This is a genomic window from Paenibacillus sp. FSL W8-0187 (genome assembly GCF_037969755.1).
GTDB lineage: Bacteria > Bacillota > Bacilli > Paenibacillales > Paenibacillaceae > Paenibacillus_AQ.
This window is the reverse complement of sequence record NZ_CP150206.1, coordinates 5,108,942-5,124,414: the sequence shown is the minus strand read 5'-3', so window position 1 is coordinate 5,124,414 and position 15,473 is coordinate 5,108,942. Positions and strand designations below refer to the sequence as shown.

Sequence of the window (15,473 nt, the reverse complement as noted above, 5' to 3'; positions counted from 1 at the left end):
TTCATTAATCTTATTATGATAGGTTTACTTGAAATCGATGTTATATGAAATATTGGATGATGTGAAAAGAGGGAACCACCATAAATAACATACAAGAATTCATTAAAAGATTTAAATTGAATGTGATTCATATTGATGGAGTTCCGGAGTCTTATAGCTCGGAAGTCTACCGGTTAACCCTGTCGAATCAACAACAAGTCTATTTAAAGATCCCATTCAATAAGGTGAAATTATATCGTGAATTTGCTATGTTGCAACGATTGGCTGGGAAGCTGCCTGTCCCAAGAGTTCATCATTATTGGGAAGGAGATGATGAAGTCACCGGTGCATTGTTGTTAGAATCCATACCCGGACTACCTATAACAGGCGTTATCCATGGTAAACTTGCCTATGAAATCGGAAGTTTGCAAGCGCAAATGCATTCAGTAAACATGCCGGGGTACGGTTACGATAGCCCTGACGGATTTCATGTTTTACCCGAAAATAATTGGCGGACCTATATACGTAGGAATTTTGATAATTGTAAACCAGTATGCAGGGGAATATTAGAACCGGGGCTATATGAAAGATGCGTCGCATTTTTTGATAAAGCGTATTCAACTCTTCCAGAACCGGATTCTCCATGTGTTGTTCATTTAGATTTTAGACCGGGAAACCTATTGGTTCAAGATGATAAAATTACAGGTATTATTGACTTTGAGAGTTCCAGGGGAGGTTCATCAGAAATTGATTTTACGAAAGTGAATCGATATATCTGGGAGAGGAATCCAGCAACAAGAGAAATATTTGAAGAAGGTTATAACAGCATTAAAACGTTAATTGATCTTGAGCGAACACTGCCCTTTTATTCATTATATGATTCATTTTGTGGGGTGGCATGGTGTGCAAAACGAGGGATGGATAAACACAAGGCATTTTTAAATGAAAATCTTGATGAATTAAAGAGAATAACGACTTACTAGATGAGTATATAAGATGACGACTAGAACAGAGACAAAAAAGAGCAGCGATAACGCTGCTCTTCATCATAGGTTATGCATTACGCTGCAATAACAGGTAACCGCTAATGTTGGATGTTCTTTGGCGGAATACGATTTTGAAACCTACATCATTATCTAGTAAGCAGGCTAATGCAGTTCTTAGCAATGCATTCGGCGTCAAATCAGCTCGGCAGGGAGAAGCATTGCCAATGACACGGGCAGCAACGATTCTACGCGCGGAGCCCGCAACAAGAGGGTTTCTTGACCAGCTGATTAATACTAAATCCGGTTGAGGAACAGCAGTGACACGACCCATTCGATTCACCTCTTTTATTATAGTAGAGCCAGTATATTAAATGATAAGCTGATGAGAAGTGTGCAAAGCAAAGGGCGGAGTTTTACAAAATCATGGTTACAACCCAAATTGACGAAGGGGAAATGTAGTGTGGATCTTATGAAAATTAGGGACGAAAAGATAGCGGTGATAGAGGATTATAGTTGAGAGGTACACCGGCGTGAACACTTCCAAACATCAACAAGCTCATACCATTCGATCGAAAGGATTGGAAGAGTTTATCTAAAGTCGTTTAATTCCAGGAATATTTCACTTCCATATGGTACTATTTGGTTAAGTTGCGTCAATCCATACCGATATGGAAAATAAGGTATACCAGTATCGTCAAAGCGGCTTGTATTATTCATACTGGGTGAAGCGCGGAGAATCGGTGTCCATGATAAAGGAGTACATCACTGTACTGGATTTTTAAATGAAAGAAATCTAGGATTCACTCGGGATCTCGCTAGGGAGGACAATGACATGGACATAGAGTTAATGCCGGTCAATCGAAAGAACTGGGAAGAAGCATTGGCACTGCAGGTTTTGGACCAACAGCAGGGGTTTGTGCCAGCGGTAGCTGTATCTCTAGCCAAGATCTACATCAAACCGGATGGTGAACAAGTAGAATACATTCCTTTTGCGATATATGACGGGAACCGAATGGTCGGATTTATCATGCATGCTTATGAAGTGAATACAGCCGATGGTTATTGGATTAACGGCTTTTTAATAGATGCAAGAGAACAGGGCAAAGGATATGGCAGAGCAGCTTTACTCCAGATGATTACATGGATCCAAGGCCAATTTCCGCAATGTAAAGAAATACGCCTGACCGTGCATAAGGATAACCAAATAGCGAAAACTTTGTATAGCAATCTAGGTTTTGTGGAAACGGGAATCTGGTTTGGCGATGAGGAAGTTATGAAGCTGAATGTTCAATTTAACCTACAAGTAAAGAGAAAGGGGAGTGACCAATTGTCACAGATTAACATCAATCAAAGCAGTCCTGAAGAAGCGCATTCGGTAGGGACGAACCTGATCAAATTTAATGCACAGCATATCGCAGAAGATTTACAGCAGAATTATGAGGAGATCAACTTACATATAAAAGATGAGAATGGTGATATCGTAGGCGGAATCAATAGCGTGTTTTGCTGGAATTGGATTGAGGTCGATATTCTGTGGGTGGATGATCGGTTCCGGGGGCGGGGCTACGGCTCGAGATTATTACAGGAAATCGAGAGGATAGCCAGAGAAAAGAAATGCACCTTCATCAAACTCAATACTTTCAGCTTCCAAGCGCCGCTTTTCTATCAAAAACATGGATTTCAAGAGATTGCACGTATCGACGATGCCCCAAGGGGGCATCAGCATTATTACTTACTGAAAAGATTGGTCATGGAAAGTTAAGTCTTAGTCGAGGAAGGGAGCTATAGATAATGGGAGAGGCGCAGCAGCATTTCCATCCGGTATATTCATTAGTTAAAGCAGAGCCTGTCCTATATTCCAGGTATTTTGCAACATATCGGAAGAATGTTTGGTTCAGACCGAGTTGGAAGCATGTGCAGCAGATGATGGCGGATGCGGACGAATGCTACTGGATCATGTCTGGCGGTATAAGAATAGCAGGAATATCAATATCGGAGAATACGCTGGGATCCCTGTTTGTTATTCCTCCCTTTGGTTTTTCGCAACCGATTGCAGCTTATTTGAAGAAATATATCTTGGAGAATATAGCTGGAATCACTAGAATACATGCGCACAACGTTCTACCTGAACATATGGCAGCATTCGCGGCAGAAGGCTTTAAACCCGAGCAAGCAAGAAAATGCATGATTCGACCCGCAGTGGATACACACAGCCCCTTACTTGTCGATCAATTTAGGTGTGAACAACCAGAACCAGGTGAATTGGTGCAAATAACCCGACTGATGATGGATGCCTATCGTAATAGTATCGATGACCGTGATGGTGAGGCTTTTACCCAGGATATACTTTATTATTTTGAGAATAATTCAATTGATATTCTATTAGATGCTTCTTCAACTATAGTCGATCAACAATCCAATGAAATCGTGGGTGTATGTTTCGTATCCCTTTGGGAGGACCTACCGTTAATTTATGAAATTGCTGTTGCTCATGCCTATAGGGGGAAGGGATTGGCCGAGTATATGTTACGAAAAGCCATACGCAAATTAGACCGCTATTATGACGTCCTACGATTGTTTGTAACTACGGGGAATAGAGCTGAGCTTTTATATACGAAGCTGGGGTTCTTACCAGGAGATGAACTGACGAGCATGATCTATACCAACGAATAAAACCAACAACCATCGAAGGAGCTTAAGATGATTAGACTGCAACCAGTTGATAAGGATAATTGGACCGAATGCATTAAACTGAAAGCCAAGCCGGAGCAAGAAGGATTTATTGCTTCCAATCTGTATTCGATTGCCCAGTTTCAATTTCTTGAACATTTTGAAGCGATGGCCATTTATGATGAGCAGACGATGGTCGGATTCGCGTTGTATGGCTTGGACTCCGATGACGGCAACTACTGGATTTACCGTTTGATGATCGACGGGAATTTTCAAGGGAAAGGTTACGGTAAAGCGGCTTTGCGATACATAGTTGAAGAAATCCGAAACAAACCTGACCGGACGGATGTCCTTATGATAAGTTTTGATCCGAAGAACGAACGGGCCAGTCAGCTTTACGTCAAAGCGGGTTTTGAGGAAATCGGCGTCATGCCGTGGTCGGAGGGTGAATCCGTAGCGAAGCTTATGCTGTAAACCCTCAGTCTATACGTATGTGGAGAGGATTATGCTGATATGAAAATCATAGTGACTGGCGGCGCCATCATCCGGGATCATCAAGGGCGAATATTGCTCCAGCGACGCTCAGACTATGGCAACTGGGGGCTTCCCGGTGGCGGTATGGAGGCCGGCGAATCCGTGGAAGAGACGATGAGACGAGAAGTGCTCGAAGAAACGGGGCTGGTCGTCCGCGATAGTGAACTTTATGCGGTCTATAGCGGACCCAGAATGCAGTATCGATATCCGGACGGAAATGAAGTCGTGTTTGTGATGTTTATTTTTAATGCCATGGTGGATTTGGAAGGGGAGACAGAGGAACAAGACAGGGTACTTATTCATCACGATGTGAACAACGAGTCGTTGCAGTTGGAATTCAAGGCATTGCATGAGATTGAATTAGAGGAGATTAGCTCTGTTCAAAGACCGGTATTTGAGGATCTGCAAAGCGGGTTGGAGGGCACTCTAAGAACTTGATATGTCTTATGCCACGATAAAAGGGAGTGCCTACTGCTTGTAACAGTTGTGCACTCCCTTTGTTAGTCTAACTAGAAATTGGTTTCATACCCTAATAATTTGGTGAAGTCCTGGAATGTATCAGCGTAATAATACATAACTTCAATGTTATTATTGTCATCGGTGGCTTTTTGGCCCTTACTTCGTATAATGGGAATGAACTCCGCATAGGATGCGCCATTCATGGCTATTCGAACAGGCTGCTTAGGGTTGCTCAATTGTTCGTAAGTATAAAAGGATGGCTCCCCGTTCACGTTGATTTGCAAGTCGATTTTCTCTGAAGCCTTCACGGCCAAATAGAATTCCGGTATGGAATCGGGATTCACCAAAGCAAAGTCAGAAACCGGACTTTCTCCGTGCCCTGATGGGGAACCCGCATAGATAAAGTTTCTTGTGCCATTCGGAATGAGATCATCTGCTGATGGTTCCTGGACATAGTCGCTGCTATCATAATAGTCGTAAATACGATGCAGGACGACTGCGGTTTCGGCTAATGTTACCTTTTGGTTCGGGCGAAAATACCCTTTCGCGTCGGGTTTCATGATGCCCGCCTCGGCAAAGCCGAGCAGTGCATAAGCTTTGACGTAATCCAGATCGGAGGCTAAGGAAGGCCCCCATTTTTTGTCTTGCATCAATCCGATTTCGGGTGCCAACGGCTGATAGGCATACTTCCATTTTTCATATTGGCTGTAGGAATTGAAATACCTTTTGGGAAGATCTTTGATATCCCGCAGTCTCGCAATATACTCACCGTCCGATAACTCCAGGGAATATCCAATATCATCGAACAGCGCATTCAGCGTAATTAACAAGTCCCAGCGTGTTAGCACTTTCTCCGGTATAAACTTGAAGGTTTCGTCATGATAATTGATTTTGTCGGCGGCCGCAATTAAACCGCTCGGCGCCGACGGTATGCTGCCGTAAACATCCTTGAATATCTGGTAAGATGAATGCTCACTAGGTACGCCGGGTATTTTGATGTTCTTATCGCTTTCGACCCGTAAATCGGTAAACAACCGATGAACCATGAGGGTAAGATCAGATTTGGTCACCATCTTGCCTAAGGTATTTGTTCGATTCTCCATGTTCTTAAAGACCCCATGGGATCTCAGGAAATCAACGGATTCATTGGCCCAGGCATATTTGGATGGACTGGATTCCGCCGCGCTTGCCATGGTTGTCATGCACAACGATAGAATAAGAGTTAAAGATAATAATCGACTCCACCTTCTTAGAAACATTTGAATCCCCCTGTATGTAGTTATGTATTGGATTTATATCCCATCATTGTAGACGACAAATTATGACAAAAGCAATTGTTTTTTCTGAATGCTATCGGGGACTTTGAAAGATAAAGGTATGATTTTGATGGAATTTTTTTGAATGTAACCGTTGACATTACGGAACAAAATGGTAATATTTTAATTCATTAGATATACCGGTTGATTTCAGTACCTATCGGCTTGTACCAGATCATATTACAACAGGTTTCTGCTATCTTGGATGGTGAATGCAATGCAGCCTATCACGGAGGAGGAAACGTATGGGAATCGCTTGGTATGACATGGTCGCACGCAGGAATGGCGGCTACAAAGGAAGAGCGGTGTGTACCGTAGTCGGGAGATCGGCGGAAGAGGTGTTTGAGGAGCGGTTAGTGGAGATGCTGCCGCAGTTTCATTCGGTGCTGGATGCAGGCTGCGGGCATGGCGAGTTCACGCTCCGGATGTCCAGGCATGCTGAGAACATCATTGGATTTGACAACTCCGCGGAGATGATCCGAATCTCCCAATCCTTACTCGAGAGCAGCGGAACCCGGAATGTGGAATTTGTGTATGCCACAACGAAGACCGAGATGCCCTTTCAAGATGGTCAGTTTGACCTCATCTATGACCGCAGAGGGCCCACCTCGATCCTGGAACATCCCAGGATATTAGCTTCAGGCGGCACCATCATCGGGATCCATACGGATGTGACTGACGTTCGAAGGCGATTGTCGGAGAATGGCTACATGAATGTCGAGATTGAGGAGTATAATGAAGCGATTACTTACTTCCCGAATGCCCACGAATTTGCATTAAATCTGTCGGATACGCCAGGGAATCCCGATTTCACCTTGCCGGAGATGAAGGGAGAGCTGGACGCCAAGATACGAGAGAATCAGATCGACGGACAGCTTGGGGTTCGTGAACATAAATACATCTGGAAAGCGATGAAGGCGTGACATCAAATCGTTTATCATACCCAAAAAGGAGTGTTGCGATATGGATCATGAGTTCAACCGGAAGTGGCTGGAGGAAAAATTTGAAAACATCCGCAGCCGTACCTTAAAAGTGGTAGTGCAGTTAAACGATGAGCAAGTCAATTGGCGGCCCAACCATTCCAGTCTGAGTATATCGACGTTGATCAGGCACATCGAAGGCAACATCCAAGAGCGGGTCATGAAGGGGATTCTGCATCAAGATGTTACGCGGAACCGGGAGGAAGAGTTGGCACAGGTTTTTGTCAGCCGGGACGATCTGATTCAGATCGTGAAGAATCGGTTTCAGTTCCTGATCGATACGGTAAAATCCATGCCTGGCGAGGACTTTGAACAGGTTCAATCGGTACGCGGAAAAGAACGCAGCAACCTCGACATACTGCATCAATGCGCCACGCATTATTCGGAGCACATGGGTCAGATTTTTTACATCGCGAAGCAGTGTTTGGCGGTTCAATATAAATCCACATCGATCTAATAAAGTAAGTCCCCCTTAGATGGCGCTTTCAGCGATCAAGGGGGACTTCTTCAATTACCGTTCTAAAATAGGTTTCCTTGAGTTCCTCCGTCAACAGCTCCATGTGGCCGCCAGAAATAGATCCATTGTCAGAGGATGAAAAACAACGGCTGCGCTTCAGGTGCAGCTGGAGACGCAATTGAAATTAATCAGAATTAGATTATTGCAGTTAACGCCCAATCCAATAATACGTGAGTTGATTAAAGGAAACGCGAATCGCCCGATTGGGTGATTCGCGTTTTCGTCTTTCTCTGATAATCTTCAATTTGCAAGATTGTAAGTTCTGCCTTCCCTGTAGTTGGTGCTTTTTCCGTAGACAATTGGTGTAAATACTGGGAACAAAAACAAGCGCTCCAGAGTTGCGTCGAATGCTATACTGAAACGGAGATTGACCGGGAAGGAGTTGTTTACTCGCGAATATGGGCAAATATATCATGACATGGCTGATGAACCGGAAGCTGTTCGTCAAAATTTTTGTTTCGATTTGTATCGTTTCATTTACGGGACTATTTTTTCTCGCTGTGGTTTATCAGCAATATACGCAACGGATTTTGACGGCGAGTGAGACAGACCGGGTGCAGCGCTCGATCAATCAGGCGGGGCTCAATCTGGACAACCAGTTGAACCGGATCGTCAATAATGTATTTTACTTTTTTTACTATACGGATATGGGTGCGGAATTGCTTGAGACCAATGACAAAGAAAAAGCGAAAGCGGCACTTGCGGCGTTCCGTCTACAGTATTCAAGTGAACTCGATTCGGCTTTCTTTATCATTCGAGATGAGTCCGCTGGGGACGAAGAGACGCTATTGTACGATTCTGGGCTTGATCCGGTCACGGGGATCGATTACCGCCAGCAGAGCTGGTATCAGAAATTTATCAGCAAACAAACAACGTTGTGGTCAGAGCCGACAGATCAACTGATGTTTTATCAGGACCGCTCGCTGCACACGATTTATTTGACATTGGGCAAATATGAAGTGGGCGGCCGAAACGGAATGCTGGTCGTTCGCTTGAATGGTAAGATGTTCAGCGACGCGTTCCGACTTTTGGCTACCGAAACTCTGTCCATTGAGTTGAAGGATTCTGCCGGACGAGCAGTCTACACGTCATTCCCGGAGGTTCCTGAAGCGGAACGTTCGCATTATTTGGAGACGAATTCTCAGCTCAGTTACAGCGGATTTCGTGTTCAGGCGTATATTAGCACAGCATCCATTAAGAACGAAGTGCGCAAAATTCAAAGTGTCCAGCCCTACGTAATTGTTCTGATCTTGTTTATAACGCTGATCATCTCGTTCGTGCTGTCCTACACGCTGGTCCGGCCGATGCGCAAGCTGGTCCGATTGATGAAACGTGTCGAATTGGGCGACCTTGAGGTTCGGTTTACCGGAAAATATACAGACGAAATCGGCTTGCTTGGTCGTAATTTCAACAAGATGCTGGTTAATTTGTCCGAAATGATCGACAAGGTATACACCGTGCAGACAGAGAAGTTCCAAGCCGAGATGAAGCAGAAGGACGCGACACTGCTCGCCATGCAAAATCAGATCAATCCTCATTTCTTGTATAATACACTTGAAGTGATCAACTGCCAGGCCATACTGAATGAAGTGCCGAGTATCAGCCGGATGAGCAAGGCGTTGGCCGATTTCTTCCGTTACCCTGTTGATAATCAGCGGACGGAAGTCACGTTACGAATCGAGTTATCGCATGTCGAGACCTATTTGCAAATCCAGCAGGAGCGGTATCCGGACATCGAACTCGGTTTGGACGGGCTCGAGCCGTTCTATCATTACCCGATTGTAAAGCTGACGCTTCAGCCTATTGTGGAAAATGCATTTCTGTATGCGTTTACAGGCGAGCGGGATTATTATTTGAAAATTTATGCGGAGGATTGCGGCGGTGACGCTTACGCAATCTATATTGAAGATAACGGACAAGGGATGCCGGAAGCGGATATCGATAATTTGAACAAGCTGCTGACGGACGATCTGGACTCAATGGCGCAGTCTGCTGCCGGTTCCAGGCGGGGGATCGGGTTGTTAAACGTACATCACCGGATACGGCTTCGGTACGGAGATGGTTACGGTCTGCTTGTTGGGGAATCGATGGCAGGAGGCGTCGCCGTTCGGATTACGCTGCCGAAGGAGGGAGATGCGAATGCGGATATTAGTCGTGGATGATGAGGTTGTTATTCGTAAAGGCATTTTGAAACTGCTCGAGACATTGTACCAAACCGGCACATCGGTTGATGAGGCTCGCAATGGCGAAGAAGCGATGCAGAGAGTGATAGAACAGAAGCCCGATCTGATCATAACGGATATTCAGATGCCAGTCATGAACGGACTGGAGTTGATTGGAGCGTTGCGAGACTCTTATCCGGACATTGAATGGGTTATTTTGACCGGATTTGCGGAATTTGAATATGTCCAGCAAGCACTGCGTCATCAAGTGTCGGACTATTTGCTAAAACCGGTTACGCAGGACAATCTGAACGAGGTCATCTCGAAAGTGTTGTTGAAGGACCCTGCCAAGTGGACGTCCCAGATGGATATAGAGGGTATTAACATAATGAAGGATATCGCCACATCGCTTGTCAAAGCCGTTATTTCCGAGAAAGGGACGGAACTGGACCTGCAGCTGGACAAGTGGAGGGTCTATTGCAAAGAGCGTGATTTTCCTTTGATCCAAATCAAGCAGATGATGGGGCATCTCCAATTGCTGTTTCGTTCGGAGCTGTTTCTGAATGTCAAGTTGGCGGCGCCGGACGAATCGTCGGCGATGAACCAAAGCTCGATGTCCACAGAGGAACTGCTTGCCAAATGGCGGGAGTACCTGCTCGTACAAATGGCGATGGTAGCGAAGAATCGGGCCCCGCGCAATAAACGGATTGTAGACGATGTGCTGCAATACATCGAGCAGCATTATCATGATACAGGGCTGGGACTGTCGGTACTTGCTAATAGAGCTGGCGTATCCACCGCATATTTGAGCAAAATATTCCGGGAAGTGATGCGTAAGCCGATCACCCAATATATTGGCGAGTTCCGGCTGGAGCAGGCTAGAAGGCTGCTGAAGGAAGATGAAGCGGCCAAAATTAATGTAGTCGCCGAACGATGTGGGTTTCAGGATTACCCCTACTTCTCCAAAGTATTCAAGAAGTCTTTTGGCATATCGCCACTTGAATTTCGTGAGAAAAGCAGGTAGCTCCTGAGCCTGTTGAACCGGGGCGGGATTTGCTGCAGTAACTGATGCAAGAAAGAGGTGAGTTGATGAAAAGAGACGCGAGCCGCCCAATAAGAGACGGCCCGCGTTTTTAAGATTATAGAATTTATAAATTTTCAGCGAAGCGTAAGCAATTCTGTATTCGCATTTATATGTTTTGGGGTCCCCGCAAAGTATTTGGAATATGCATCGAATCATAGGCTCCACTTTATGGGGCTATTTTAACATAACTGAGGCTATCGGGTTTCAGGAAATAATAAAATGCGAATTCAGTTTTTACAGGACAAGAGAAGACGATACACGCCATGGTTGAAAACGCTTTTACAATCTAAAATGAGCACTGTGGAACGAATCAAATGTTTGTTGTATTCCATAGCTGGTAGTTACAAACAGACTAAAAAGGAGTGTCTGAAATGGTAAGAAATGCAGTTCGGTTATTTGTTCTCCTGTTGCTGGTCCTATCGCTTGCGGCCTGCTCCAGTGGAAATGGCAATGCCACGAAGACGGGCGGTAATGGGGAAGGATCTCAAGGAGGAGACAAGCCTCCGGTCGATGCCGCCTCGACGGCTACGTTGGAGGCATGGGGCAAGGCGATGAAAGAGCGTTACAACGGAGCGGAAATCAACCTGGCCTTCGCGAGCCATCCGTCTACCGAATCGTTTCAGAAGATGACAAAAGACTTCGAAGCGTTAACGGGCATTAAAGTTCGGTGGGAAGTGATGGAGGAGACGTATCTGAAAAACAAGCAACTCCTCGATTTTACCGGGAAGACGGGAACATACGACGTACTGATGGTTGACGGTTTCTGGATGAGTGAATACGGCGCGAAGAAAGTCGTCGAACCGCTCGACGATTATATCGCAAATTCTGCGCTGACGCCTGCATGGTTCGACTATGAGGACATCGTTCCGGCATACCGGAACGGCATTAGCAAATACGACGGCAAGGCTTATGGCATCCCGACTGCGGGCGAGACAAGGTTTATTGCTTACCGTAAAGACCTGTTCGAGAAGTACGGTAAGCAGCCGCCGAAGACGATGGATGAATTTCTGGGGCTGGCTAAATTTTTCAATGGCAAGGAAGACGGGCTGTACGGCGTCTCCATGCGCGCCCAGCGCGGTATTCATGCCGCATCCGGCTTAATGACCGTCATGTACAACTTTGGCGGCGGCTTTATTGACCAGAAGACCGGTGATGTAACGATGACCGATTCGAAGACGAAGCAGGCGATGCAGTTTTATGTCGATTTGCTGAAGAACGCGCCGAAAGACGTCGCTTCCTACACACATGAAGAGGCGCTGTCGGCATTCACGACAGGCAAGGCGGCGATGTGGCTTGACGCAACCGCTCTGGCCACCCGGATTCTCGATCCGAGCGGATCGCAAGTCGCGGATAAAGTCGGCTTCGCACCAACGCCGGAAGGGCCGGCTGGCAAGGCGAGTGCGTTAGCGGGCTGGAATATGTCGATTTCCTCGCTGTCGAAGAACAAAGAAGCGGCATGGGCTTTTATTGTATATATGAACAGCAAGGAGAAAGCGAAGGATTATGTGACAGGCGGGGGAGTTCCAGTCCGGACATCGATCTATAAGGATGAGGAGCTTGTAGCAAAGGACAGCTCGTATCCGATCCAGCTTGAGGCGTTGAACGATGCCAATGTGCTGGTCGAGCAAGGCATCTCCTGGATTCCGCCGCACGAGAAGCTCGGTCAGATTCTTGACCGCGTCGGCTATTACGTAAGCTCGGCCATGTCCGGGGAAATGACAGTGGACCAAGCGTCCGAGAAGGCGCAGAAGGAAGTCGAAGATATTGTAGGCAAATAAGCATGTATCATTCATGCGGGACCGCCGCACATATAGCGGTGGTCTCGTCCAATCAACATACAAAGAAGGTGAACCTGAGTGCTGCGTTCTTATTTTCAGCAGAGACCGCATTTGATTTATATTGTGCCGGCAATTCTGATTCTTGGCCTGCTGACCCTGATCCCGACGATCTTTCTCTATGTGCTCAGTGTTACGAATTACGAACTGGGATATGAATCGTTCAAGTTCGTAGGGCTGGACAATTTTATACGGCTCTTCTCCGGTGGCGATCCGGAATTCTGGCATTCGTTTTGGATCAGCATAGTATTCATGGTCATCGTTACAGCCGTCGAACTGGTGCTCGGTTTCTGGCTGGCGACGCTGCTTGACCGCGAATTCAAATTGAAATTTCTTGCATTCGCTTGTTTGATCGTACCGATCGCAATGACGCCAAGTATTACGGGACAGATTTGGAAGCTAATGCTTAATGCCGAATATGGAGTCGTTAACTATTTCCTGCAATTTTTCGGCGGGAAAGTCATCTGGCTGTCAGCTGAGAATGCATTCTGGTCGATCGTCTTGGTGGATGTTTGGCAAAATACGCCTTTTGTAGCCTTAATTATTTATGCCGGTATCCGATCATTGCCTACAGATCCGTATGAAGCGGCCGCGATCGACGGGGCGAACAAATGGCAAATTTTCCGAAGTGTGACCATGCCGCTGCTCAAGCCGATGATTTTGCTTGCCGTGGTTTTTCGCGCTATCGATTCCTTGAAGACATTTGATATTCCGTATTCGCTGACACAAGGCGGCCCCGGCAGCAGTACGGAGTTTCTAAGCTTACATGTATACCGTCTGGGTTTTGCACAGACTGGCTGGGTCGGACGATCGGCAGCAGTTTCCGTGATTTTGTTGCTTTTGACTACCGTCATTAGCTGGTTGCTGATCAAAGCCTACAGAAGGGGAGTGGACAACAGAGGATGAATCCGTATGGAACGAAAAAAATTGGCTTTTCCACTGCGGTTACGCTGCTGATCGTATGTGCGGTATGCGTATTTCCGCTGTTGTGGATGATCATGATCAGCCTGAAGACAAAGACGTTAACGTATGATCCGAGCGTTTGGTTTTTCTCGCCCACCTTTGAAAATTACAGAATGATATTTGAGAACCGCAATGCGGTCGATTATTTGAAGAATAGCTCTATTGTAGTTGTGCTGACGACGGTATTCTCGATCTTCATCGGCGGTCTGGCAGCTTACGGCTTTGCCAGATTCGAATTCAAGAAGAAGGAAAACCGAGCGTTCTGGGTGCTCAGCCTTCGGATGCTGCCGCCGATGGCATCGGTCATCCCGATATTCGTTATGGCGAGTCTTCTGGGGGTTCTGGATACTCATATCGTACTTATTGTGTGTTATATGCTTTTTAATATTCCGTTTACGATCTGGATGATGCGCAGCTTCTTCGAAGAAATTCCGGTCGCACTGGAAGAGGCGGCCTTCGTGGACGGGGCATCCCGGTTTAAAGTGTTCATAAAGATCATCTTGCCCCTAGCGATGCCGGGACTGATCGCGACTGCGATTTTCTGTTTGATCAATTCTTGGAACGAGTTCGTATTCGCCTTGTTCCTGACTAGTGCGGATGCCAGCACGCTGCCTACGACCGTCACACTGTTCTTATCGGTTACCGGGGTCGTGTGGGGTGAAATGTCGGCAATTGGGATTGTGACGATTCTTCCGGTGCTCGTATTTGCAATGATCGTACAGAAGTATATGATTCGCGGCTTGACGTTTGGCGGCGTGAAATAGCAGTAAGCCGCGCAACTCGGTAACATGCTTAAAGCAATGAACTAGTTAAATGGAGAGGAAGTTGTACGTTATGGCGACAATAAAAATGGGAATTGTAGGCGCGGGAACCTGGGGAGAGACGCATGCTTTTATTTATCATGACCATCCGAACGCGGAATTCACGGCCATCTGCGACTTGAATATCGAGCGTGCCCGTGCGCTGGCGCAAAAATTTAATTTGCCGGAATCCCAGGTTTTCAGCGATCATAGGGAAATGCTGGCTAAGGCAGGCATTGATGCTGTCGCTATTGTCACACCGGACTTTGCCCATACACAAGTGGCGATGGATTGCGCCGAGGCGGGCAAGCATTTCATAATTGAGAAGCCGCTAACAACGAGCCGGGAGGAAGCGGTCGCGATCGTGGAAGCGGTGAAAAAGAACAACGTCCGGATGATGGTGGATCTGCATAGCCGTTGGAGTCCATTGTTTGCGATTCCGAAGCAATCGATCGAGGACGGCGAAATCGGGGAGCCTTACAGTGCTTATTATCGGCTGAACGATATTAAATGGGTGGCGACAGACCTTCTGCCCTGGGCGGCCAAATCGTCTATTTTATGGTTCCTTGGTTATCACAGCGTCGATGTGTTGCGTTGGTTGTTCGACGATGAGGTGGAGCGCGTTTATTCGGTTTCCCGAGCTGGAGTCCTTCAGGAAGCTGGCGTCGATACGGTTGATGTCTATCAGACGATTCTGGAATTCCGCAAGGGCGGAATCGCGACAATGGAAAACGGCTGGATTACGCCGAATACAAACCCGAATGTCAACGACATGAAGCTGAACATTACGGGGACGAAAGGAATGTTTAATATCGACCCGACACACAGCCAGATGTTAGAGCGGTTTACGGAAACGAAGGCAGATCGGCCGGATATGCTGGTGCGGCATTTCATCCACGGCAAACCAAAAGGATTCGCTTACGAAAGCATTCGGCATTTCGTCGATCAGTTGATTAGCGGCAAGCCTTTCCTGGTAACGATGGAAGACGCCTACAATACGACAATGGTTATTCTGGCTATTATGGAATCTGCGAAAACAAGAACGCCGGTACGCGTCCAATACTAACTGTAGGGTGTGACAGGGGAGTCGTATAATCGCTTATCGTTTCTAAAATAACCCGCGACCTTACTGATTTTCCATGCGCTTATTCTGGGTTCGGCGATTATGTAAGCTGATGCTTCTTGATG

Annotated in this window: 15 protein-coding genes and 1 pseudogene; 14 read left to right on the top strand and 2 right to left on the bottom strand. The window is 46.4% G+C overall.

Features of this window, described 5'->3' with window-relative positions; translation table 11 throughout:
• Window positions 1–122: 122 nt before the first annotated feature.
• Entirely contained in the window at window positions 123–962 is an 840-nt protein-coding gene (locus MKY48_RS23055; protein WP_339266552.1) for an aminoglycoside phosphotransferase family protein, read from the top strand.
• Between the two features lie 70 nt (window positions 963–1,032).
• On the opposite strand, the gene MKY48_RS23050 is transcribed toward MKY48_RS23055, so the two are convergent.
• Window positions 1,033–1,296 carry a hypothetical protein gene (locus MKY48_RS23050; protein ID WP_339266550.1) on the bottom strand — a complete coding sequence of 88 codons (264 nt, stop codon included), beginning with the start codon at window positions 1,294–1,296 and terminating at the stop codon, window positions 1,033–1,035.
• Window positions 1,297–1,797: 501 nt separating this feature from the next.
• Between MKY48_RS23050 and MKY48_RS23045 the strand changes: the two are divergent.
• The 5 genes and pseudogenes from MKY48_RS23045 to MKY48_RS23025 all read left to right on the top strand — a co-directional run.
• Window positions 1,798–2,187 (top strand): annotated as a pseudogene (locus MKY48_RS23045) (GNAT family N-acetyltransferase); the annotation flags it as partial.
• A 51-nt stretch (window positions 2,188–2,238) separates the two neighbouring features.
• Window positions 2,239–2,727 (top strand): GNAT family N-acetyltransferase, encoded by a 489-nt coding sequence (locus tag MKY48_RS23040; RefSeq protein ID WP_339293546.1) that lies wholly within the window; start codon window positions 2,239–2,241, stop codon window positions 2,725–2,727.
• Between the two features lie 29 nt (window positions 2,728–2,756).
• Window positions 2,757–3,638, top strand: a complete 882-nt coding sequence (locus tag MKY48_RS23035; protein WP_339291089.1) for an N-acetyltransferase — start codon at window positions 2,757–2,759, stop codon at window positions 3,636–3,638.
• A 27-nt stretch (window positions 3,639–3,665) separates the two neighbouring features.
• The gene (locus tag MKY48_RS23030; RefSeq protein ID WP_339291087.1) at window positions 3,666–4,109 is read left to right on the top strand and encodes a GNAT family N-acetyltransferase; all 444 of its coding nucleotides are present in this window, start codon (window positions 3,666–3,668) and stop codon (window positions 4,107–4,109) included.
• Between the two features lie 39 nt (window positions 4,110–4,148).
• The gene (locus MKY48_RS23025; RefSeq protein WP_339291085.1) at window positions 4,149–4,607 is read left to right on the top strand and encodes an NUDIX domain-containing protein; all 459 of its coding nucleotides are present in this window, start codon (window positions 4,149–4,151) and stop codon (window positions 4,605–4,607) included.
• Window positions 4,608–4,678: 71 nt separating this feature from the next.
• Here MKY48_RS23025 and MKY48_RS23020 read toward each other — a convergent pair whose 3' ends face one another.
• Complete coding sequence (locus MKY48_RS23020; RefSeq protein ID WP_339291083.1) at window positions 4,679–5,887, bottom strand: S-layer homology domain-containing protein; 1,209 nt, start codon at window positions 5,885–5,887, stop codon at window positions 4,679–4,681.
• A gap of 302 nt (window positions 5,888–6,189) precedes the next feature.
• Here MKY48_RS23020 and MKY48_RS23015 point away from each other — a divergent pair, with 302 nt between their 5' ends.
• The 8 genes from MKY48_RS23015 to MKY48_RS22980 all read left to right on the top strand — a co-directional run bounded on the left by MKY48_RS23015 (window position 6,190) and on the right by MKY48_RS22980 (window position 15,351).
• Window positions 6,190–6,867: a class I SAM-dependent methyltransferase gene (locus MKY48_RS23015; protein ID WP_076325200.1), complete on the top strand. Its 678-nt coding sequence runs from the start codon at window positions 6,190–6,192 to the stop codon at window positions 6,865–6,867.
• A 40-nt stretch (window positions 6,868–6,907) separates the two neighbouring features.
• The gene (locus MKY48_RS23010) at window positions 6,908–7,381 is read left to right on the top strand and encodes a DinB family protein (RefSeq protein ID WP_339291080.1); all 474 of its coding nucleotides are present in this window, start codon (window positions 6,908–6,910) and stop codon (window positions 7,379–7,381) included.
• A 473-nt stretch (window positions 7,382–7,854) separates the two neighbouring features.
• Window positions 7,855–9,603 carry a histidine kinase gene (locus tag MKY48_RS23005; protein ID WP_339291078.1) on the top strand — a complete coding sequence of 583 codons (1,749 nt, stop codon included), beginning with the start codon at window positions 7,855–7,857 and terminating at the stop codon, window positions 9,601–9,603.
• Window positions 9,581–10,627 carry a response regulator gene (locus MKY48_RS23000; RefSeq protein WP_339291076.1) on the top strand — a complete coding sequence of 349 codons (1,047 nt, stop codon included), beginning with the start codon at window positions 9,581–9,583 and terminating at the stop codon, window positions 10,625–10,627. Before MKY48_RS23005 ends, MKY48_RS23000 begins: the two co-directional genes overlap by 23 nt.
• A gap of 431 nt (window positions 10,628–11,058) precedes the next feature.
• A complete protein-coding gene (locus MKY48_RS22995) occupies window positions 11,059–12,465 on the top strand; it encodes a sugar ABC transporter substrate-binding protein (RefSeq protein ID WP_339291074.1) in 1,407 nt (468 codons plus the stop codon).
• Between the two features lie 78 nt (window positions 12,466–12,543).
• Window positions 12,544–13,428, top strand: coding sequence for a sugar ABC transporter permease (locus MKY48_RS22990; RefSeq protein ID WP_339291072.1), 885 nt, complete (start codon window positions 12,544–12,546; stop codon window positions 13,426–13,428).
• A complete protein-coding gene (locus MKY48_RS22985) occupies window positions 13,425–14,249 on the top strand; it encodes a carbohydrate ABC transporter permease (RefSeq protein WP_339291070.1) in 825 nt (274 codons plus the stop codon). Before MKY48_RS22990 ends, MKY48_RS22985 begins: the two co-directional genes overlap by 4 nt.
• 70 nt (window positions 14,250–14,319) lie before the next feature.
• Window positions 14,320–15,351 (top strand): Gfo/Idh/MocA family oxidoreductase, encoded by a 1,032-nt coding sequence (locus MKY48_RS22980; protein WP_339291068.1) that lies wholly within the window; start codon window positions 14,320–14,322, stop codon window positions 15,349–15,351.
• Window positions 15,352–15,473: the final 122 nt, after the last annotated feature.